Annotated in this window: 19 protein-coding genes and 1 other RNA gene; 8 read left to right on the top strand and 12 right to left on the bottom strand. The window is 33.1% G+C overall.

Annotated elements, in window-relative coordinates:
• The first annotated feature begins 116 nt into the window (after positions 1–116).
• Positions 117–2,528 (top strand): thiamine pyrophosphate-dependent enzyme, encoded by a 2,412-nt coding sequence (locus EAH81_RS25980; protein WP_140511899.1) that lies wholly within the window; start codon positions 117–119, stop codon positions 2,526–2,528.
• A 712-nt stretch (positions 2,529–3,240) separates the two neighbouring features.
• On the opposite strand, the gene kdsB is transcribed toward EAH81_RS25980, so the two are convergent.
• Positions 3,241–3,972 (bottom strand): 3-deoxy-manno-octulosonate cytidylyltransferase, encoded by a 732-nt coding sequence (gene kdsB, locus EAH81_RS25975; protein WP_140511898.1) that lies wholly within the window; start codon positions 3,970–3,972, stop codon positions 3,241–3,243.
• Positions 3,973–4,102: 130 nt separating this feature from the next.
• Between kdsB and EAH81_RS25970 the strand changes: the two genes are divergently transcribed.
• Entirely contained in the window at positions 4,103–5,437 is a 1,335-nt protein-coding gene (locus EAH81_RS25970) for a PQQ-binding-like beta-propeller repeat protein (RefSeq protein ID WP_140511897.1), read from the top strand.
• 95 nt (positions 5,438–5,532) lie between these two features.
• Here EAH81_RS25970 and ygiD read toward each other — a convergent pair whose 3' ends face one another.
• Positions 5,533–6,363: a 4,5-DOPA dioxygenase extradiol gene (gene ygiD / locus EAH81_RS25965; RefSeq protein ID WP_140511896.1), complete on the bottom strand. Its 831-nt coding sequence runs from the start codon at positions 6,361–6,363 to the stop codon at positions 5,533–5,535.
• 99 nt (positions 6,364–6,462) lie between these two features.
• Positions 6,463–7,887: an ATP-dependent RecD-like DNA helicase gene (locus EAH81_RS25960; RefSeq protein WP_140511895.1), complete on the bottom strand. Its 1,425-nt coding sequence runs from the start codon at positions 7,885–7,887 to the stop codon at positions 6,463–6,465.
• Between the two features lie 285 nt (positions 7,888–8,172).
• Between EAH81_RS25960 and EAH81_RS25955 the strand changes: the two genes are divergently transcribed.
• A complete protein-coding gene (locus tag EAH81_RS25955) occupies positions 8,173–8,994 on the top strand; it encodes a DUF3822 family protein (RefSeq protein WP_140511894.1) in 822 nt (273 codons plus the stop codon).
• On the top strand, positions 8,991–9,593 hold the full coding sequence (locus tag EAH81_RS25950) for an RsmD family RNA methyltransferase (RefSeq protein ID WP_140511893.1): 603 nt from the start codon (positions 8,991–8,993) through the stop codon (positions 9,591–9,593). The genes EAH81_RS25955 and EAH81_RS25950 overlap by 4 nt, the downstream gene beginning before the upstream one ends.
• A gap of 409 nt (positions 9,594–10,002) precedes the next feature.
• On the opposite strand, the gene EAH81_RS25945 is transcribed toward EAH81_RS25950, so the two are convergent.
• On the bottom strand, positions 10,003–12,117 hold the full coding sequence (locus EAH81_RS25945; RefSeq protein WP_140511892.1) for an outer membrane beta-barrel family protein: 2,115 nt from the start codon (positions 12,115–12,117) through the stop codon (positions 10,003–10,005).
• 305 nt (positions 12,118–12,422) lie between these two features.
• On the opposite strand from EAH81_RS25945, the gene EAH81_RS25940 reads away from it, so the two are divergent.
• Both EAH81_RS25940 and EAH81_RS25935 read left to right on the top strand, forming a co-directional pair.
• A complete protein-coding gene (locus EAH81_RS25940; RefSeq protein WP_140511891.1) occupies positions 12,423–13,781 on the top strand; it encodes a sensor histidine kinase in 1,359 nt (452 codons plus the stop codon).
• 10 nt (positions 13,782–13,791) lie between these two features.
• The gene (locus EAH81_RS25935) at positions 13,792–14,481 is read left to right on the top strand and encodes a response regulator transcription factor (RefSeq protein ID WP_140511890.1); all 690 of its coding nucleotides are present in this window, start codon (positions 13,792–13,794) and stop codon (positions 14,479–14,481) included.
• Positions 14,482–14,514: 33 nt separating this feature from the next.
• Here the strand turns inward: EAH81_RS25935 and EAH81_RS25930 are convergent, their stop codons facing one another.
• On the bottom strand, positions 14,515–15,063 hold the full coding sequence (locus tag EAH81_RS25930; RefSeq protein WP_140511889.1) for a hypothetical protein: 549 nt from the start codon (positions 15,061–15,063) through the stop codon (positions 14,515–14,517).
• 164 nt (positions 15,064–15,227) lie between these two features.
• Here EAH81_RS25930 and EAH81_RS25925 point away from each other — a divergent pair, with 164 nt between their 5' ends.
• Positions 15,228–15,422 (top strand): hypothetical protein, encoded by a 195-nt coding sequence (locus tag EAH81_RS25925; protein ID WP_140511888.1) that lies wholly within the window; start codon positions 15,228–15,230, stop codon positions 15,420–15,422.
• A gap of 1 nt (position 15,423) precedes the next feature.
• Here the strand turns inward: EAH81_RS25925 and EAH81_RS25920 are convergent, their stop codons facing one another.
• The 3 genes from EAH81_RS25920 to rnpB form a co-directional block, all read right to left on the bottom strand.
• Positions 15,424–16,344, bottom strand: coding sequence for a ketopantoate reductase family protein (locus EAH81_RS25920; protein ID WP_241676661.1), 921 nt, complete (start codon positions 16,342–16,344; stop codon positions 15,424–15,426).
• 115 nt (positions 16,345–16,459) lie between these two features.
• The gene (locus EAH81_RS25915) at positions 16,460–17,713 is read right to left on the bottom strand and encodes a cation:dicarboxylate symporter family transporter (RefSeq protein WP_140511887.1); all 1,254 of its coding nucleotides are present in this window, start codon (positions 17,711–17,713) and stop codon (positions 16,460–16,462) included.
• A 31-nt stretch (positions 17,714–17,744) separates the two neighbouring features.
• Positions 17,745–18,062: RNase P RNA component class A (gene rnpB / locus EAH81_RS25910), an RNA gene on the bottom strand.
• A 124-nt stretch (positions 18,063–18,186) separates the two neighbouring features.
• Between rnpB and EAH81_RS25905 the strand changes: the two genes are divergently transcribed.
• Positions 18,187–18,480 (top strand): hypothetical protein, encoded by a 294-nt coding sequence (locus EAH81_RS25905; RefSeq protein ID WP_140511886.1) that lies wholly within the window; start codon positions 18,187–18,189, stop codon positions 18,478–18,480.
• 280 nt (positions 18,481–18,760) lie between these two features.
• Here EAH81_RS25905 and EAH81_RS25900 read toward each other — a convergent pair whose 3' ends face one another.
• The 4 genes from EAH81_RS25900 to EAH81_RS25885 all read right to left on the bottom strand — a co-directional run bounded on the left by EAH81_RS25900 (position 18,761) and on the right by EAH81_RS25885 (position 20,302).
• Positions 18,761–19,132: a LysM peptidoglycan-binding domain-containing protein gene (locus tag EAH81_RS25900; RefSeq protein WP_140511885.1), complete on the bottom strand. Its 372-nt coding sequence runs from the start codon at positions 19,130–19,132 to the stop codon at positions 18,761–18,763.
• 7 nt (positions 19,133–19,139) lie between these two features.
• The gene (locus EAH81_RS25895; RefSeq protein WP_140511884.1) at positions 19,140–19,622 is read right to left on the bottom strand and encodes a BON domain-containing protein; all 483 of its coding nucleotides are present in this window, start codon (positions 19,620–19,622) and stop codon (positions 19,140–19,142) included.
• A gap of 134 nt (positions 19,623–19,756) precedes the next feature.
• On the bottom strand, positions 19,757–20,059 hold the full coding sequence (locus EAH81_RS25890; RefSeq protein WP_140511883.1) for a type II toxin-antitoxin system RelE/ParE family toxin: 303 nt from the start codon (positions 20,057–20,059) through the stop codon (positions 19,757–19,759).
• Positions 20,060–20,302, bottom strand: a complete 243-nt coding sequence (locus tag EAH81_RS25885; RefSeq protein WP_140511882.1) for a type II toxin-antitoxin system ParD family antitoxin — start codon at positions 20,300–20,302, stop codon at positions 20,060–20,062.
• Positions 20,303–20,340: the final 38 nt, after the last annotated feature.

The following is a 20,340-nucleotide window of genomic DNA, read 5'->3' as shown; positions in this document are numbered from 1 at the left end:
AAGTACGTAGTTTTTTGATTTTAAATACAGATAATTAAATTATATTTATTTTAAAGAATTATGATTATTGATTGTTTTTAAGTAATTTCGCAGTCTAAACATGACCCTCCAAGATTATGATAAAAGAAAAAAGCAATACTACATTAACATTTGAAGATTTCAAAACTGAGGTATTGAGCGATTACAGAATTGCAGTAACCAGCCGCGAATGTAGTCTATTAGGTCGTAAAGAAGTATTAACCGGGAAAGCCAAATTTGGAATTTTTGGAGACGGAAAAGAAGTGCCACAGCTCGCTATGGCAAAAGCTTTTAAAAACGGAGATTTCCGTTCCGGATACTATCGCGATCAAACTTTTATGATGGCAATTGGCGAATTGACTCCAAAACAATTTTTCGCAGGTTTATACGGTCACACCGATTTAGATTTTGATCCAATGTCTGCCGGAAGACAAATGGGCGGACACTTTGTAACGCACAGTTTAAACGAAGACGGATCCTGGAAAGATCTAACAAAACAAAAAAATTCAAGCGCAGATATATCTCCAACAGCAGGACAAATGCCAAGATTATTGGGATTGGCCCAAGCTTCAAAAATTTACAGAAACGTTGATGGTATTACTATCAAAGACAAATTCTCTGTAAACGGAAATGAAGTTGCATGGGGAACAATAGGAAATGCAAGTACCTCTGAAGGTTTATTTTTTGAAACCATAAATGCTGCCGGAGTACTACAAGTTCCCATGGTTATGAGTGTTTGGGATGATGAATACGGAATTTCAGTTCATGCAAGACATCAGACTACTAAAGAAAATATTTCTGAAATTCTAAAAGGATATCAACGCGACGAAGATTCTAAAGGTTATGACATTTTTAGAGTAAAAGGCTGGGATTATGCCGAGTTAGTTTCTACATACGAAAGAGCCGGTGCAATTGCACGTGAGCAACATGTTCCTATTTTAATTCACGTAAACGAATTAACGCAACCACAAGGACACTCGACTTCAGGTTCTCACGAGCGTTATAAAAATGCAGAAAGACTGGCTTGGGAAAAAGATTTTGACTGTGTTCGTCAGATGCGTTTATGGATGATTGCCATCAATATTGCATCTCCTGAAGAATTGGCTGAAATTGATTTTCAAATTAAAAAAGAAGTTCTTGAAGCTAAAAAAGAAGCATGGAACTCGTTCATAGATCCAATTATCGAAGATCAAAAGAATCTTCTGGTATTACTGGAACAAATTGCTGCGGCAAGTATCAATCATAAAGAAAAAATCCAAAAATACATTTCAGAATTAAGCGCTATAAAATCACCTCTAAAAAAGGAAATGCTTGTTATAGCAAGAAAGATTTTGCGCTTTATCGAAGTTCCAAACAGTAAAGTTTTAGTATCAAACTGGATCACCAATTATATCAAAATTACACAACCAAGATTTAGCAGTAATTTATATTCTGATTCTGATAAAAATGTATTTTCAGTACAAAAAGTACTTCCTGAATATGCCGAAAATGCAAAACCGGACTCAGATGGACGTATGATTTTACGTGACAACTTTGACGCTTTGTTTACCAAATATCCTGAAACTTTAATCTTTGGTGAAGACGTAGGAAACATTGGCGACGTAAACCAAGGTCTGGAAGGTATGCAGGAAAAATATGGTGAACTTCGTGTTGCCGATGTTGGTATTCGTGAAGCAACTATTCTTGGACAAGGAATTGGAATGGCATTGAGAGGTTTACGCCCTATTGCTGAGATTCAATATTTAGATTATTTACTGTACGCTATTCAAATCATGAGTGATGATTTGGCGACATTACAATATAGAACTGTTGGAAAACAAAAAGCACCATTAATCATAAGAACCCGCGGACATCGTCTGGAAGGAATCTGGCATTCTGGTTCTCCAATGGGAATGATTATCAACGCTATACGAGGAATTCACGTTCTTGTTCCTAGAAACATGACACAAGCCGCAGGATTCTACAATGCTCTTTTAGAAACTGATGAACCGGCTTTAGTAATCGAATGTTTAAATGGTTACCGTTTAAAAGAAAAAACACCTTTGAATTTTGGTGAATTCAAAACACCAATCGGTGTTGTTGAAACCCTAAAAGAAGGTACGGATATTACTTTAGTTTCTTACGGATCGACTTTGAGATTGGTCGAACAAGCAGCAACAGAATTATTGGATTTAGGTATTGATTGCGAAGTAATCGACATTCAGTCTTTACTTCCGTTTGATGTTAATAAAGATATAGTAAAAAGTATTACCAAAACAAATCGTCTTTTAGTAATCGACGAAGATGTTCCGGGAGGAGCTTCGGCATTTATTTTGCAACAAATTCTGGAAGATCAGGACGCTTACAATTACTTAGACAGTAAACCGCAAACTCTTGCTGCAAAAGAGCACAGACCAGCATATGGAACTGATGGTGACTATTTCTCAAAACCTTCTGCCGAAGATATTTTCGAAAAAGTGTACAACATGATGAACGAAGTTAATCCATCTAAATTCCCAAGTTTATACTAAGAATTTAGTTCGGTTTTAAAAATAAAAAAAGCTTATAGACAATTGTTTATAAGCTTTTTTCTTTTTTTGTCATTTCGACCGCAGGGAGAAATCACACTAGAAACTTACACAGTGCGTCGCTCTCTGAATGTGATTTCTTCAAAATAACAAGATTCTTTAGAAATAACAAGAATCCCTCTAAGATTTTTAATTTTCCGGAGCTATTTCCTGCTATCCGTTTCAATCTTTTGTTCCATTTCATTACACAAAAGGATTTCCACTTCTATCAGGGCTAGGGCTTTAGGCCAATGTCATTAAGTTAAGATATTTTAGATTTTGTTCCATCGGAACATTTCATCGATAGAAAAAAAATGCATCGAGAGAAACATCGTCCCATTGGAACGTTTGAGAAATTGTATACGTAATCTGTATCTGTTTTTACCAATTATTATTTATAAAATCAAACGTTCCTAAGGAACGTGAAAAAATACCGTATTTATTGGGCTACCAATGAAATGTTCCGATGGAACAAAAACAAATTATTACATTGCATTTTTCCTTAACTTAATGACATTGGGTTTTAGGCTTCGTACCAAAATCTTGGTATTTAACAACACAAACTTAGCACGTGAGATTGCTTCGTTCCTCGCAAAGACACTACATAAGAAAAAATCCGTGTAAATCCGCGTTTTCGCGATAGCAAATCCGTGTCATCCGCGTGCCATCTCGCAATCTAAACCCCCAAAATAGCGCGAGCCTTTTCTAAATCCTCAGCAGTATCAATCCCAATTCCAACATGACTCGTTTCAACCATTTTAATACGTTTTCCAAATTCTAAATAACGCAGTTGTTCTAACTTCTCAGAAGCTTCCAAAGATTTCATTGGCAAACTATAAAAATCCAGTAAAGCTTGTTTTCTAAAAGCATAAATTCCGATATGCTGAAAATAACGTACTCCAACATCTTTGTCTCTCGGATACGGAATTACCGAACGCGAAAAATACAAAGCAAACTGTGATTGATCAACCACCACTTTTACATTATTAGGATTATTGATTTCGTCTTCATTTGTGATTTCACGCATTAACGAAGCTAGATCAATCTTGCGCTCTTCATCATTTTTAAAAACCGACAAAACCTGCTCCAACGGTCCGGCTTCTGTAAAAGGTTCATCGCCTTGTACATTTACTACAATGTCAACTTCTAAGCTTGCAATAGCTTCTGCAATTCTATCGCTTCCGGATTCGTGTTCTTTAATACTCATAATGGCTTTTCCGCCGTGATTTACAATTTCATCAAATATCAAATCAGAATCGGTTACCACAAAAACATCATCAAAGAGTTTTGTTGCAACGGTAGCTTCATAAGTTCTTAAAATCACAGTTTTTCCACCCAAATCCTGCATCAATTTAGCAGGAAAACGTGTTGAAGCATATCGTGCAGGAATTACAGCTATTATTTTCATTTTAAATTTATTTATAAACGTAAACAAATGTAACCATTCGGAATTAAGTTTAAAAAAATAATCACAACAGAACTTTAGAATGTGATTGTCATCATTTCAAAATAACACTACATTTATAAGAAAAAACGTCATGAAAAAACCGTCGATTTTGATTCTGCTTTTATTCCATTTATTTTTTACGAATTCGGCTTTAAGCCAAACCAATAATACTAAAATAGTTAATGCATTTTCGAATCGTATTTTTGACGGAAAAGGATATCAGCCACTAGGTAATTTAAAATGGAAATTCAAAACTGATGGTAAAATATTTAGTTCTCCAATAGTAAAAAATGGTATTGTATATATTGGCAGCGAAGATGGATTTCTATATGCAATTGAAGAAAAATCAGGAAACACAAAGTGGAAATTCAAAACCGATGGAGCAATTCATAGTTCACCAAGTATTTTTGAAAACACTATTTATTTTGGCAGTTTTGATGGAAATTATTACGCTGTAAATACGCAAGACGGAAAATTAATCTGGAAATTTAAAACGGGCGGAGAACATTGGCTGGGCGAAATTGGAATGTGGGGAATGAAACCGGAAACACAGTACATGGAAGATTTATGGGATTTCTATTTATCATCTCCTGTTGTTTACGAAAACAAAAAATCAGCAGTAGTTTTATTCGGAAGCAGCGACGGAAACGTTTATTCCGTAGATGCCAAAACAGGCACTTTAAAATGGAAATTCAAAACGAACGGACCAATTCACGGAACTCTCGTAATCGATCACGATAAAATTTATATTGGTGGTTGGGACGCTACATTATATGCTTTGAATATTGAAACTGGCAAAGAAATATGGAGTTTCGCAACAGGAACAAAAACGGCTTTTAAAGGAATACAATCATCCGTTTCGGTTTCTGATGGAAAAGTTTATTTTGGAGCAAGAGATCCGTTCTTTTTTGCTTTAGATGCTCAAACCGGAAAATTAATCTGGAAATACAATGCCGAAAGTTCCTGGATCTTAAGTTCTGCCGTTGTTCAGGACAATACCATTTATGTGGGAACGTCAGATACTTATGCTTTACTGGCTTTGGATGCCAAAACCGGTGCCGAAAAATACCGTTTCAAAGCAAATGGTTATGTTTATACTTCGCCAGCAATCGCAGGAAACACAATTTACTTTGGTGATTTTACAGGTAATTTCTTCTCTTTGGATTTACGTTCGAATGGCAAAAAATCTAATTTTATAAGCACCGATAATCGCAAGCAATTTGCGGCTTCTACATTAAAAAATGATTTTCTTGATTTTGGATATACAGGACAAAACGAAGATCTTTCGGTTTACGATAATAACAAAAAAGTAATGGATCAATTTTACCAATTAGGTTCAATTGTTTCTTCCCCATTCATAAGCAACAATACGATCTATTTTGGAAGTGCTGACGGATATTTATATGCTTATAATCTAAATAAATAAACCTTTGTGTATCTCTGTGAAATCTTTGTGAATCTCTGTGGTAAAATTATAACACAAAGTAGCGCAAAGATTTCACAGAGATACACAAAGTTAGATTACATAATTTTTACCGAAGTCATACTCAAAGAACCCGCTAATAATTTATCATTGAATAAAGTCAAATCTTCTGATTTTTCTTTTAAACCTAAAGTATAAAGTAAAGGCAAATAATGATCAGGAGTTGGAATCGCCAATTGGATTGCTTTATTCATTTTTTCGAAATCAATTAAAGGCTGGAAATTTTCGTTTAATAAAAAATTATTGATTGTTTCCCGAGCTTCAATTGCCCAATCGAAACCGTAATTATCTTTATCAAAATTCCTGAAATCGACCAAACGTAAATTATGAACTATATTACCGCTTCCGATAATCAAAACTCCTTTATGACGCAATGATTGTAATTTCTGAGCCAACTCAAAATGATATTGTCCGGATTTTGTATAATCAATACTCAACTGAATTACCGGAACGTTTGCCTCCGGATATAAATGTTTGATTACACTCCATGCTCCGTGATCTAAACCCCAATGTTCGTCTAAATCTACCTGAACCGGTTCTAATATTTTTTTAGTTTCTGCCGCCAATTCGGGACTTCCTTTTGCAGGATATTGCACATCAAAAAGTGCTTGCGGAAAACCTCCAAAATCATGAATTGTTCTTGGCATTTGCATTGAAGTAACTTTGGTTCCGTTGGTAAACCAATGCGCCGAAATACACAAAATCGCATTTGGCTGTGGCAAAGTTTTAGCCAAATTTCGGAAACCAGACACAAACTGATTTTCTTCAATAGCATTCATTGGGCTTCCGTGTCCTAAAAATAAAACCGGCATTTTATCTGTATTCGAAAACGTTGATGAAATCGAATGTAAATCGTTTAGTGTTGTCATTATAAGTGTCTTTTTTTCGCCACGAATTTCACAAATTACACTAATTACTAATCTTTATAAAAAAAATTCGTGCTCATTCGTGGAATTCGTGGCGAACAATCATTCCTCAAAACTCTCGTCTTTAAATCCTATCAAATATAACTTATTTTTGGCACGTGTCATAGCAGTATAAAGCCATCGAATGTAATCACGATCGATTCCGTTTGGTAAATATGGCTGTTCGATAAAAACCGTATTCCACTGCCCTCCTTGTGATTTATGACATGTAATTGCATACGAGAATTTTACTTGCAATCCGTTAAAATATTCGTTCTCTTTTACTTTCTGGAACTTCTTGTATTTAGTTGTTTCGTTCTCGTAATCCTTCATTACTTCTTCATACAAACGATTTGATTCTTCGTACGTTAAAGATGGAGATTCACTTTTTATAGTATCTAACAACAAAACCGTTTCAAAAGGTTTCTGATCGGGATAATCGACCATTCTGATTTTTACTTTCGCAAAATTAAAACCGTATAATTCTTTGATTCCAAAAAGTTCCAAAACTTCAATAATATCTCCATTGGCAATAAATCCTGCTTCGTCAGTTTCTTTCAGCCAGAAATAATTATTCTTGACAACCATTAAGAAATCGCCAACAGAAAGTTCACTTTCTTTAAACAAAATCCTGGTTCTGATTTGCTCGTTATATTGATTCGCTCTTTTATTCGAACGTACTATAAACGCTGTATCTTCAATACTATAATTGCTATATGCCGAGTTAATCGCATCCTGAATATCGTAACCATCCGTCAAGCGAACAATGTCTTTGAACTTTTTGACATTGAATTTAAACTCAGTAATAAAAGTATCTTTTAGCAATTCGCGCAATTCGGTGGCATTAAATAAAATCCCTGAACTTTCTTCCTGACGCATTACCTCGTCAAGCTCTATATGTTCGATTTCTTTATTATAATGAATACCTAAAGTATGCGTATCAAGTGCAGGACTTATATCTAAATTCACTGGAGGCAACTGCGCAGTATCTCCCAAAAGAATCATCTTGCAATTGGTTCCAGAATATACGTATGAAATCAAATCGTCTAAAAGCGATCCGTTATCATACAATTTCGAGTCTGAATTACTGTCTGAAATCATTGAAGCCTCATCGACAATAAAAATGGTGTTTTTATGTTTGTTCAATTGCTTGGTAAAAGCAACGCCTCCACCAGCCGATTTTTTAGGAAAATATATTTTTTTATGAATTGTAAACGCTGGAGTATTCGAATAATTGGCAATCACTTTTGCAGCACGTCCCGTTGGTGCCAGCAAAACGAACTTTTTATTAATATCTCCCAGATTATTTACAATGGTCGAAATCACAGTTGTTTTTCCCGTTCCGGCATATCCTTTTAGTACAAAAATAGTATCGTTATGAGTATCCGTTAAGAAAATAGCAATTTTTTGAAAAAAAATATCTTGTTTATAAGTTGGCGCAAATGGAAATTTCTTTTGTAAAAGACTGTAAAAAAGTGATGAATTCATAAGGGAATATTGAGATACAAAGTTCGGCTTTTTTAATGGCAAATTCAATGTCAATGTCAAAAATCAATTTCAATTTCAAAAATCAATTTAATAAAAATTAACAAAGTAAACTCACAAAACTTTTTAAATGGAAATTTGGTATTGATTTTTCAATTTGTCATTGAAATTGACATTGATTGACATTGAAATTGATTTTTGACATTGATATTGTTATTTATTTTATTTGTAAGTTTGTGGTCGCCTTAAATTCTTTCTTGTAAAACAGGTAACGAATTGTAAATCAATATGTCATTGCAAAATACTAATATCACTTCAAAAAAATACAAAAAACTTTCTATTCAGGTTTCCTTGACCGGATTGTCATTTTGTTGTTTTGATACTTTAAATAATACAATTACTTCATTAAAAGAAATTCAGTTTGATCCTTTTCATAAAGCGACCAAAATTGAAGAACTTTTTGGTGATGCTTTCAAAAATAATCCGGAGTTAAAAGATACTTACGACGAAGTTTTAGTTATTCACAACAATAACCTTTCAACGTTTGTACCGACGCCTTTGTTTGATGAAGATTATCTTGGAAGTTATTTACAATACAACACAAAAGTTTTTGAAACTGATTTTTTTGCGTACGATCAGATTTCAAATTATCATATGAATTCCGTTTATATACCATACGTGAATATCAATAATTTTTTTATTGATCAGTTTGGTTCTTTCGATTACAAACATGCTAACAGCATTTTAGTCGAAAAGATTTTGGACGGTTCAAGAAACAATGACGAGAAAAAAATGGTTGTCAATTTCAATACAGATCATTTTGAAATTATCGTTGTTCAAAATCAAAAACTACTGTTATTCAATTCATTTGAATACCAGACTCCTGAAGATTTTATCTATTATATCCTTTTCACTGCCGAGCAATTGAGCTTAAATCCTGAAAGCTTTCAGCTTGAATTATTAGGTACGATAGAAAAAAACGATCCGTTTTATGCCATTGCGTACAAGTATATTCGCCATATATCATTTATGGACGTTGATGCTTTACAGCAAAGAAACAGCTTTTCAACTGCACAAAATCAAAAACATTATATCTTATTTCAATCATGAGAATCATATCAGGAAAATACAAAGGACGCCGCATTTTTCCGCCAAAAAACCTTCCTGTAAGACCAACGACTGACATGAGTAAAGAAGCATTGTTTAATGTTTTAAATAATCATTTTAGTTTTGAAGGCTTAAAGGTTTTAGACTTATTTGCAGGAACAGGCAATATCAGTTACGAATTTGCTTCACGCGGAAGCGCACCAATTACCTCCGTCGATGGAGATTTTGGATGTGTGAAATTCGTCAAACAAGTAGCATCAGAATATGATTTTAATATTGCTGCTACAAAAAGTGATGTTTACAAATTTCTGGAAAACTGTAAAACATCCTACGACATTATTTTTGCCGATCCTCCTTACGCATTAGATCAGGCTTCTTTTGAAAAAATTGTTTTAACGGTTTTTGAAAGAGAATTGCTTCATGAAGACGGAATGATGATTATCGAGCATTCAAAATATACAAAAATGGAGCACTTAAGTAATTTTTCTTTCCAGAAAAACTACGGTGGATCTTTCTTTAGTTTCTTCGAATTGAACTCAACTGACGACGATGAAGAACTTCCGGACAATTCTATAAAAGTAACAGAAGAAGACGAAGGATAATTTCCTTTTAAAGCATAAAAAAATCCCTTGAAAATTTCAAGGGATTTTTTGTTTTAACTAAATTAATTCAAGTTGATATTTTAACCCAGACTACGCATTAAAAAAATCACTAAAAAACAAGTAATTGATAACAAATCAATTACTTGTTTTTTTGTTCCATCGGAACATTTCATCGGTAACTCAATAATGATGCGTTTTTTTTACGTTCCGTAGGAACGTTTGATTCATAACCAATATATGAACATACAATTTATCAAACATCCCTAAGGGATGAAATCAAATTACAACCATTTTTTTTTCTACCGATGAAATGTTCCGATGGAACAAAAGCTGTTGTCTATTGAATGTTAAATACTTGTGTTTTATGCAAATCTCTAATTCTTAATATGGGTTAACATACCAAATTGAATTAATTAACCCTGTTCTGGTTTTCGTCGTTGTTTTTCTCTTTAAATTCGGTTTCTTTTACCTTTCCGAAAGAGTATTTTATAGCGATTGAAATCTCGTGATTATCAACAACATATCTTGCTTTAGAATTTACATTATTGATTGTAAATTTTTCGGTTTCAATATTATTCTTAAAAATATTATTGGAGCTTAAAGTACAATTCCAATTCTTAGCGAAGGTTTTTGAAACCGCCATATCTACTATAAATCTCGCATTTGTTTCAAAAACTCCCGTATATCGTTTTGTTAATCCCCAAAAATTCAGAACAAATGAATAATCTCCCGGAAGCTTAAATTCGTTATTTGAACTATAATAAGAATACGGTTTTGAACCGAGAGATACCGCAGTATTATCTTCAATCTTTTCAAGAATAAAAACTAAAGAGTTGGTTGTTGTCCAAAATTTATAGGTAAACGGTAATGTAAAATCGGCTGAGAATGCATAACTTTTATCAAAGTTTATGTCTTTAAAAGTCATTATATTAGTTTGATCATCAAAAGAAAAACTATTGTAAACAGGATCTTTTGCCTGAGAATAACTAAGTTTAACTGACTTGTCATGGTATTGAAAAGTGGTCGAAATTTCGTTGATAAATGTTGGACCTAAATTAATATTTCGGGCATATAAAAAATAAGGATTTATATAAGTTGCTCCCTGACTTAATGAGGAATAATTAGGTCTTGAAATACTTCTGGCATAATTTACAGAAATATTTTTTGTACTATCTATGGGAAATGTAAACTGTGCTTTCGGGAAAAAATTGGTATAATTTATTTCAAGTAACGGTTCGGCATCAGTTCTAAACTTCCCAATTATATTTGAGTTTTCTACTCTAAAACCAAGTGAAAAATCGACTTTTTTAATCTTACCGGATAATTGTGAATATCCGGATAAATTCTCTTCTTTAAAGTCGTAATTACTTAATTCATTTTGACTCGTTTCGGTATAAAAAATAGCAACATCTGATCTAGAATTTGCAGCTGAATATAATCCTCCCATCTCAAATTTCATATCATTTTTAAACTTTTTCTCTACATCAATTCGTCCTGAAAAATAATTGATCTTAAATTTTTGATTCCTGATTTGTGTCTGTTCAAATTCAGTATCATTAAAATTATTATATACGTTTGTATATAATCCCTGATCAAAATTAGAATATTGCAAACCTGCAAAAACCTGTGCATTTAATGGTTTTATTTTCTTCTGATAATTTAAAAAAGAGTTTACAAAATTCTTTTTACTATCATTGTCGGTAAAAGTTACCACGTTATTTACTACGTCTTTATTCTTATTATTTGTTACCGTATTGATTGGAAATGTATCGGATTGTAACTTGCTATTGACACTAAAGGAGAAATAATCGTCTTCATTTATTTTATAAAATAAACCAGCACCGAAAACATATTGATTTCTCGTGGTTTCGGCCATTACATCATATTTAGAAGCAATATCTGCCGTTGGAATTTGATAATCGATACTATGGCCTTCCCAAGGATTCAGTCTATTGTAGTTAAAATTAGCTTTCAACTCCAATTTATTTTTTTTGAAATTAGAATTAAACCCAAGGTAATTGTTGTAGTTTTTTTTGAAAGAAGCAACTTCAGAAATTTCGGTTCTAAAACTATCTTTTTTGCTAAATTTCCTTGTAATTAAAATTACGGAGCGTCCTTCGGCTTCATATTTTGAAGAAGGATTCTGAATGATTTCGATGGCTTTAATATCGGCTACAGCCAAAGCATTCAAATCGTTCATCCCTACTTTTTGATTGTCGATATAAATCAGCGGATTTCCTTTTCCAACAACCGTAATACTTTCTTTGTCGGAGCTTATTTGAACTGTTGGTAATTTTGCCAATAAATCAACAGCATTGGGTATTGAATTGTAAATAGAATTGGCAACGTCTACTTTTATATTTCCGTTTGTATTGGTAAAAGTTTTTTTACTTTGAGAGATTACAACTTCTTTTAATTTATTGGAAATACTGTCTTTGGGAGTTTCCGTTTGAGCATTTCCAATAAGAGAAAAACAAAATAAGAGTACAATTAGAATAAGTTTTAAAGGCAAATAAACATTCATTTTTTGATTGATTTTAGATTGAAACGCTACAAAAGTGCTTCTAAAAAAGAGTTCTGTAGGTTAATTGAAGGTTAATGCGGAGTTAACGGACTTTTTGAACTATAAAAACATTATTTTTGACTTGAAAATTTGCCCACAGATTTTACGGATCAGCGCACGTTAATTTCACGCAGATTTAAAAAAGATTTAAGCAGATTTAAGGGGATTAATTTTAATCTGCTTAAATCTTTTTTAAATCTGCGTGAAAAAAAAATCAGTGTAAAACCGTTTAATCCGCGTCATTCGCGTGCCATAATTAAGAAGTAATGAAACAAAGAATCAATTTATTAATCGTGTTTTCTGTCATTGCATTAATCGTTTTGTCGACGGTTCAATGTTATTTGGTAAAAACGACTTACGATTATAAAGTGGCGCAATTTCATACCGAAATCAAAAACGAAATCGCTCAGATCTCCAATAATTACAGTGATATCGACTCCGTAATTGTTTCTAAAAAGGAAGCTCTTTATAAAAGCTTATCTGAAAATTATATCAAAGGAAAAAAGACCAAACTCGACATTAAAAATGGTGTTCTTGACAATGAATTTCAAGATGTATTGACACAGAAAATCAAACGTAAATTCGAAAGAGATTTACCCAATCTTAAAATTGATTTTGCCATTGTACTGAATAAATTTATACTTTATCGGAACACAAAAAGGACAGATACTATTTTCTCTGAAAAGCCTTTTATCCAAAACAAATTATACGGAAATCTAGTTTCTTTAAATCACGCTTTCCTGGTGCGGAATTATGTGGGAACAACCAACGGAACTTTTGAAAATCAGGATTATAAATTGTTGACAGAAGATTCTATGTATGTTTCTGTTATTGATTGGGAAATGATCATTTTAAGACGAATGATGGTTGTTTTGATTTTGTCTTTATTATCGATTTTAACGCTTATAACGCTTTTTGTAATTGCGATTAAAGCTTTAATCAAACAGAAAAAAGTAAGCGATGTAAAAACTGATTTTATCAATAATATTACACACGAACTTAAAACGCCTTTGGCTACTTTAGGAATTTCAACCAAAATTCTGGAGCAGAAAAATATTCGCTATAATGATGAGAATTTCAATGCTATTGTCAATACGATTTCACGTCAGAACAATCGTTTACAGCATTTAATCGATCAGGTTATGGCAAATTCGCTTGCAGAAAACGAAATTGAATTACAAAAAGAGAAACTACAAACCGAAGATTTTCTGCTTTCAATTATAAATGATTTTAGGATTACATTCCCAAAAATCAATCTTCAAACTGATTTTCAAACGCAGAAAACAATTTTAGTTTTAGACAAATTCCATCTGACAACTGCTTTTTTAAATGTTTTGGAAAATGCAGTAAAATATGGTTCAAATACAATAACGATAAAAACTAGAATAATCCAAAATCAATTTTCGATTACTATTGAAGATGATGGAATTGGAATTGAAAAAAACAAACAATCACTTCTTTTTGAAAAATTCTATCGCGTAGAACAAGGAAATCTTCATAATACAAAAGGCTTAGGTTTAGGATTGTATTATGTCAATCAAATTATAAAAGCGCATCAGGGTTCTGTTAGCGTTGTGAGTGATTTAGGAAAAGGAACTCAGTTTACTATTTTATTAAAAGTTTAATTACCTTATTTTGAAAAAACTACTTTTAGCCGAAGACGATTTTGATTTTGCTGCCATTTTAAAACAATATTTAGAACTGCATCAATTTGAAGTAATCTGGGCAGAAAATGGAGAAATAGCTTTGGACTATTTTAAAAACCAAACTTTTGATATTTGTGTTTTTGACGTCATGATGCCAAAATTGGACGGATTTTCATTGGCCGAAAAAATAATTACAATCAATCCTGAGATTCCATTTGTTTTTCTAACGGCAAGAAAGTTACAAGAAGACAAAATCATTGGATTAAAACTTGGCGCAGACGACTATATTATAAAACCTTTTGAAGTCGACGAACTGGTTTTACGTTTGCAGAATATCTTAAAAAGAATCGAACAAAAGAGAAGTCTGGACGGAAATAATACAATTGAAATTGGTTCTTATATTTTTGATAATGAACGATTAACCTTAAACAATAAAAATCATGTCCAGCAACTCACAGAAATGGAAGCTTCTCTTATTGAGTATTTATATCTGAACCATAATCAGTTATTAAAAAGGGATCAAATTTTAATGTCTGTCTGGAAAAAAGATGATTATTTCTCCGGTCGAAGTATGGATGTTTTTATCAGCAGACTTAGAAAATATTTTAATTCAGATCCAAAAATCAAGATTGAAAGTGTTCGTAATATTGGCTTAGAATTTAAAATAGAAAAACCTTGACGAATCAAGGTTTTTCTGTGTTTTTTTATAAAGTTATTTTCCAAGAACCCAACCTAACGTAAAGTTTCCTACAGGAACAAATTCAGTATTAAATTTATCAAAATTTACTCCCGGACCTAAAGTAACTTCAAGATTCAATTTTCCTTTATAAGTACGCTGAAATCCCCAAAGTGCTGCTAATGTAAACGATTGTACATACTTTCCGTATTTCTCATTTGTAGAAATAGATTCAAAATTATACTGAGCATTTAGAGCAATAAAATTCCCGGAGTTATATGCCGTTCTTTTGCCTTTGGCAGCTCTTTTTTCCAAATTATAATAATGACGAAATTGCTCGCTAATTAACGGTGCAAGATATACATTTGATTCATCGTAATAGCTGTTATAACTATAACCAATTCCTAGACTCGCTTCGGAGTAAAGTGTGTTTTTTGCTGAAAAACCATGCTCGTAAACGAATCCCGGAAACAGCATATTAATTTTAAATTGATTTTTTCTAACAGAAGTTACAGCTTCATCCTGCGCATAGACCCCATTAAATAAAAGGACAGATAAAAATAAGAACAGATAATTTTTTTTCATTTTGGTTGTTAAATTGGTTGCGCCAAAAATAACAATTAAATCATACAAATCGTATTAAAAGATTTTTTTATCACTGTAAATGATATAAGTTTTATAGACAATTGTATAACGGTTTCGAGAGATTACATAATAGCTTTGTTATGAACATTTTAAAACTAGAAATCATGAACCTAAAAAGATTTTTTGGAGGCTTGCTAACCATTCTTGGTATAGTTGGTCTTATTTATACAGCAGTAATATTCGCTGGCACATCCGGAGGAACCAGAGATATTAAATCGCTAATTATTTACGGCATTCTTGGTATCGTATTCTTCATGTCCGGAATCAGTTTAGTACGCACCACAAAAGACGAATCATAATTTATTTCGGCAACAAAACATTTGCTATTTTTTTGTAAAAGGGAGTTTCTACATTGTATTTAATGCCTTCTTTTACAACAAACTGAGTCAATGAAATTGCTTCAGTATTTTTACCGGCCAATAAATCCCGATGCATAGATGAAGTCGCTTCTTTTGGCGATTTCTCTAATTTTACGATGGTTTGTTCTACAATGTCATTTGGCAATTTCAAGGCTTTAGCTTTTGCAACGGCGGCAATTTCATGCAGTAATTCGACATAAAGTTTTTTAGAAGCTTTGTTTTTTAAAATCTCACCAATATTCTCATTCAAATAAGAAGTTACGGAAGCCAATGCCGAAATAAAAATGAATTTCTCCCAAACTGTTTCTTCAATATTTTCGACCAAATAACTTTCGATTTTTGCCTTTTGGAAAATGCTTTGCAATTCGTCTAATTTTGATTTTGGCGCCGTTATAGATCCAAAAAACAATTTTTCATAAAATCCTATTTTCCGAATTGTTCCGGGTGAAAAAATCATCGAAACAATATATACACAGCCTTCTAAAACTACATTTTCCGGAAACAATCCCTGAATACGTTCCGGTGCATCAACGCCATTATACAAAGGCAGAATTACGGTTTTGGGAACAATACATTTTTTCAGCGAAAGCAGACTTTCTTCAATATCATACGTTTTTGTGGCACAAATTAAATAATCTAATTGCCCGATTTCATCCGGATTATTCGAGACTAATTTTGGATGAACTACAATTTCGTTATCGTCTGTCACGATTTTTAATCCGTTTTCAGCAATTGCTTTTTGAGTTTCGCCACGAGCAATAAAAATTACTTCAATCTCTTCCGATTTATAGTAGGCTTTCGCTAATAATCCACCAAAATAACCACCTACTCCACCTAATCCTAAAATTCCAATTCTTTTCATAATCAATCAGTATAAATGCCACAAAGGCGCTAAGTCACAAAGATAAAAATCAAAAAGTCTATAATTATTACCTAAAAGAAACAAAAACTTAGTGTCTTTGAGCCTTCGTGGCAAATCAAATTTCCTCCAAAACAGGATCCAGATTCAACTCCGTAAAATCACGTTCTGATTTCGAAATTATAATTGTTGCAACAGTATTTCCAATCAAATTTGTTATGGCTCGGGCTTCGCTCATAAATTTATCAACTCCTAGTAAGAAAGCCAAACCCTCAACCGGAATTTTATGCAAAGCCGTCAAAGTCGACGCCAAAACTATAAACCCACTTCCGGTAACACCTGCCGCACCTTTTGAAGTCACCATCAATATTCCGATTACGCTCAATATTTCGAAAAAACTCAAATGCACATCATACAATTGTGCTAAAAATATAACCGACATTGACAAATAAATCGAAGTTCCATCCAGATTAAAAGAATAACCTGTTGGAATCACCAAACCAACAACAGATTTACTGCAACCCATTTGCTCCAGCTTAACCATAATACTTGGCAAAGCAGCTTCAGAAGACGAAGTTCCAAGAACCAATAAAAGTTCTTCTTTAATGTATTTTAAAACCGAAAGGATATTGATTTTATAATATTTCAGGATACTTCCCAAAACTAAAAATACAAACAGCGCCATAGTCAGATAAACGCATAACATCAATTTCCCAAGCGGAATTAAAGTTGCCAGACCAAATTTACCAATCGTGAATGCCATCCCGCCAAAAGCACCAATTGGAGCCAAATACATTACATATTTTAATCCGAGGAAAACTACTTTTGAGAAACGTTCCAGAACCAAAATAGTTTGTTCTCTTTTTTTATAAAAATTCAATGCAATTCCGCAAACAATCGCTGCCAGTAAAACCTGCAATGTAAAGTTGGAAAAGAAAAACTGCAGCCATGAAAAATGTTCTGCCGCACCTTTTGTATATTGAGTCGCATCGCCAAGAGTCAATCCTGATCGGTCTATTTTTCCGGGTTTGAAAAAATAAGCAACCGAAACTCCAATCGCCAAAGCTATAGTCGAAACTACTTCAAAATACCCGAGCGCTTTTATTCCAATTCGACCTACTTTTTTCAAATTTCCCATGCCGGAAATTCCTAAGACAATTGTCAGAAAGATAATCGGACCAATAAAAAGTTTGATAATATCAATAAACCTTTTCCCTAGTATTTCCATCTTCACACCATTCTCAGGCGAAAAATGTCCAAGCAAAATTCCTGCGATAATCGCGATCAGAACCCAAAAAGTAAGATTGGTAATTATAGTTTTAAAAGTACTCTGCTTTGGTTTAGCAGTAGAACCTGGGGTAGTTACATTCATGAAGATAGATTAGAGACTTTCACAAATATATAAAAAATGCAGACCTATAAGCCGGATTCTGTCTCTGATAAATCAGAGCCTTATCATTTATCTAGATCCCGCATTACTACGGGACTCAAGCTACCTACCCTTCAACAACGGACGAGAAGCCCTTAAATGCTGATATACTTGGTATTTCACCGCATAGAGTTTACCTGGTTTCACTACAGCATTACCTGTACATACTTTCTGTTGCACTTGTCCTTACGTCATTTCTAACGCCGACGGGGGTTACCCGCTATGCTTCTCTTTGGTGTCCGGACTTTCCTCCCTCCCGATGAATCGGGACGACGATAAGGCGGTCTGCGCGGCAAAAGTAACGATTTATCAACTAAGAATAATCATTTTAAATTTTAGATTTTTGCCCTGTTTTCGTAACGATTTAATTTTAAATTGGTTATCTTTAAAATCCATAATTTTAAAATCCATTTATTATGACTAGAATGTATCATTACGCAACTGTTTCAAAAGCTTTAGATCAATTGAATGAAAAAGGATTTACATGTGATTTTAATCTAAACTCGGACCTGATTAAGAAAAATCCTGAAAAATTTGAAATTGTACATGTGTATCGATACGAAGGGGATTCGGATCCAGGCGATGAGGCAGTTGTATACGGAATTAAATCAAGTTCAGGCAAAAAAGGCGTTTATGTAGCAGGTTTCTCCGCCGATTCTGATCAGGAAACCGCAAAATTTTTGTTCGATCTGAGCATAAAGGGCAGGTGATTTTTATGGAGCTATTTCCTGCTATACGCTTCAATCTTTTGTTCCATTTCATTGCACAAAAGGATTTTCGCTTCTATCAGGGCTAGGGCTTTAGGTTTCATTAGAAAATTATGTTTTGCAATCAACTATTTCTCCAATCTTGTCATTTCGAGGAACGAAGCAACCTCACTACTACAAATAAGAAGTGATTCAGCAAATGAGATTGCTTCGTTCCTCGCAATGACATAAAAAAAGTCCATCATAAAAATGACAGACTTTTAAAAACAGTACATAAAATAAATTACGCTGTTGGTATTTTTAACTTCCATCCCGGTTGAATCAAATCAGGATTTTTAATAATATCTTTATTGGCTTCAAAAATTGCCTGCCATGAAACGCCGTGTGCTTTTCCTATTTTTGATAGCGAGTCACCACCTACAACCGTATAGTCAGTAGTTGTGCCTTCAGCTACAGCGATATTCATCACTACATCAGCCGATCTAAATTCAGGATCTATTTTTCCGTAAGCATCCCAAAGTCTTTCTTTGTCTTCAGCCGATTTTGCTGTACCATCAACATATAGTACATTATCCTGCTCTCTTACTTGCAAATTAGCAGTACCTAAATTAGTCGCTAAATCTGTTAACTCTTTGTATTTATCCAGTAAACTCATAACGCTTTTATTTAATAGTTAGCTTGTTTTCAACTTTTTTAGGTTTCAATTCCTGAACACTTTGAATCAAAGCCGGTAATTGCTCTTTTTTGATAGCTCCGGTAAGTGTTACTACACCATCTTTAACAGTTGCAGTCACACCACTATAAGCTTTCACAACTCCACTTACCGAAGTGTTTAAAACACTATCTGTATTGATTTCTACAGGAGCCGGAGTCGTAACCACAGGTTCCGGTGCAGCAATTTCGCAATTGTTCACTACAGATTTTACTCCTTTAATTCCTTTAATAAGGCTTTCAGCATTTTGTTTAAGAGCTTCGTCTTTACAAATACCCGAAATAGTAGCAACACCATCTTTTACAGTTACTTCAACACCTGGCAAAGCACTAATTTTTGCAGCAATTTCTTTTTGAATATCTGCATCTTTAGGACCACAAGCTACTAATGATACAGCAAGACACAGTCCTAATAAAATTGATTTAACTTTCATAATGATATATTTTAAATTAATTAATCATCTAAGTTAACGAATAAATCATTTAAATATTACATAATAATCCTACAATTTTAATTCTTATTGATTTCTTAAAATTAATGCATAAAAAAAGTCCTGAATTTTATTGTTCAGGACTTCTGTAATTTATTTTTCAAATCCATTCTGCCATGCAAAATTCTAATAATTTCAATTTCGTTATTCACGAGAATTTGGTAAAAAAGTATATGTTCATTTGATTTATATCCTAATAAACCATTGATTACAATATTATATTTTTTACCCAAATTTGGATTTTCAGCTATTTCCTGACAAGAGTCCAAAAGTAACATATAGTATTTATCAGCTTGACTTTCTGACCATTCTTCATATGTATAATTCCAAATTTCATTCAAATCTAGGACAGCTTTCTTAGTCAGATGATATTTAGCCATTTATTTTTTGCTTGCTTTTAGATTTTCAAGATTTCTTTTCGGATCAAAATTTTCGGCTCTTCCGCTATTAATTCCTTCTTGAATTGCGCTTTTCAAAATAATTAACCGATTCTCTTCTTCTTCCAGAAGACGCAATCCAGCCCTAATAACTTCGCTTGCATTTTTAAATCTTCCTTCTGAAAGGCTGTAATCAATAAAATTTTCAAAATGATTGCCTAATGATATGGATGTATTCTTTCCCATGATATTTTTCTATTACCTATTACAAAGTTACCATTTTT

The organism is Flavobacterium pectinovorum (assembly GCF_006438875.1).
In the GTDB taxonomy this organism is placed as follows: Bacteria; Bacteroidota; Bacteroidia; order Flavobacteriales; family Flavobacteriaceae; genus Flavobacterium; species Flavobacterium pectinovorum_A.
This window is presented reverse-complemented; position numbering and strand designations above follow the sequence as displayed.

Bases quoted from the DNA above. Each gene is read 5' to 3' on its own strand.
- EAH81_RS25980 (WP_140511899.1), top strand. From the start codon at position 117: ATGATAAAAGAAAAAAGCAATACTACATTAACATTTGAAGATTTCAAA.
- kdsB (WP_140511898.1), bottom strand. From the start codon at position 3,972: ATGAAAATAATAGCTGTAATTCCTGCACGATATGCTTCAACACGTTTT.
- EAH81_RS25970 (WP_140511897.1), top strand. From the start codon at position 4,103: ATGAAAAAACCGTCGATTTTGATTCTGCTTTTATTCCATTTATTTTTT.
- ygiD (WP_140511896.1), bottom strand. From the start codon at position 6,363: ATGACAACACTAAACGATTTACATTCGATTTCATCAACGTTTTCGAAT.
- EAH81_RS25960 (WP_140511895.1), bottom strand. From the start codon at position 7,887: ATGAATTCATCACTTTTTTACAGTCTTTTACAAAAGAAATTTCCATTT.
- EAH81_RS25955 (WP_140511894.1), top strand. From the start codon at position 8,173: ATGTCATTGCAAAATACTAATATCACTTCAAAAAAATACAAAAAACTT.
- EAH81_RS25950 (WP_140511893.1), top strand. From the start codon at position 8,991: ATGAGAATCATATCAGGAAAATACAAAGGACGCCGCATTTTTCCGCCA.
- EAH81_RS25945 (WP_140511892.1), bottom strand. From the start codon at position 12,117: ATGAATGTTTATTTGCCTTTAAAACTTATTCTAATTGTACTCTTATTT.
- EAH81_RS25940 (WP_140511891.1), top strand. From the start codon at position 12,423: ATGAAACAAAGAATCAATTTATTAATCGTGTTTTCTGTCATTGCATTA.
- EAH81_RS25930 (WP_140511889.1), bottom strand. From the start codon at position 15,063: ATGAAAAAAAATTATCTGTTCTTATTTTTATCTGTCCTTTTATTTAAT.
- EAH81_RS25925 (WP_140511888.1), top strand. From the start codon at position 15,228: ATGAACCTAAAAAGATTTTTTGGAGGCTTGCTAACCATTCTTGGTATA.
- EAH81_RS25920 (WP_241676661.1), bottom strand. From the start codon at position 16,344: ATGAAAAGAATTGGAATTTTAGGATTAGGTGGAGTAGGTGGTTATTTT.
- EAH81_RS25915 (WP_140511887.1), bottom strand. From the start codon at position 17,713: ATGAATGTAACTACCCCAGGTTCTACTGCTAAACCAAAGCAGAGTACT.
- EAH81_RS25905 (WP_140511886.1), top strand. From the start codon at position 18,187: ATGACTAGAATGTATCATTACGCAACTGTTTCAAAAGCTTTAGATCAA.
- EAH81_RS25900 (WP_140511885.1), bottom strand. From the start codon at position 19,132: ATGAGTTTACTGGATAAATACAAAGAGTTAACAGATTTAGCGACTAAT.
- EAH81_RS25895 (WP_140511884.1), bottom strand. From the start codon at position 19,622: ATGAAAGTTAAATCAATTTTATTAGGACTGTGTCTTGCTGTATCATTA.
- EAH81_RS25890 (WP_140511883.1), bottom strand. From the start codon at position 20,059: ATGGCTAAATATCATCTGACTAAGAAAGCTGTCCTAGATTTGAATGAA.
- EAH81_RS25885 (WP_140511882.1), bottom strand. From the start codon at position 20,302: ATGGGAAAGAATACATCCATATCATTAGGCAATCATTTTGAAAATTTT.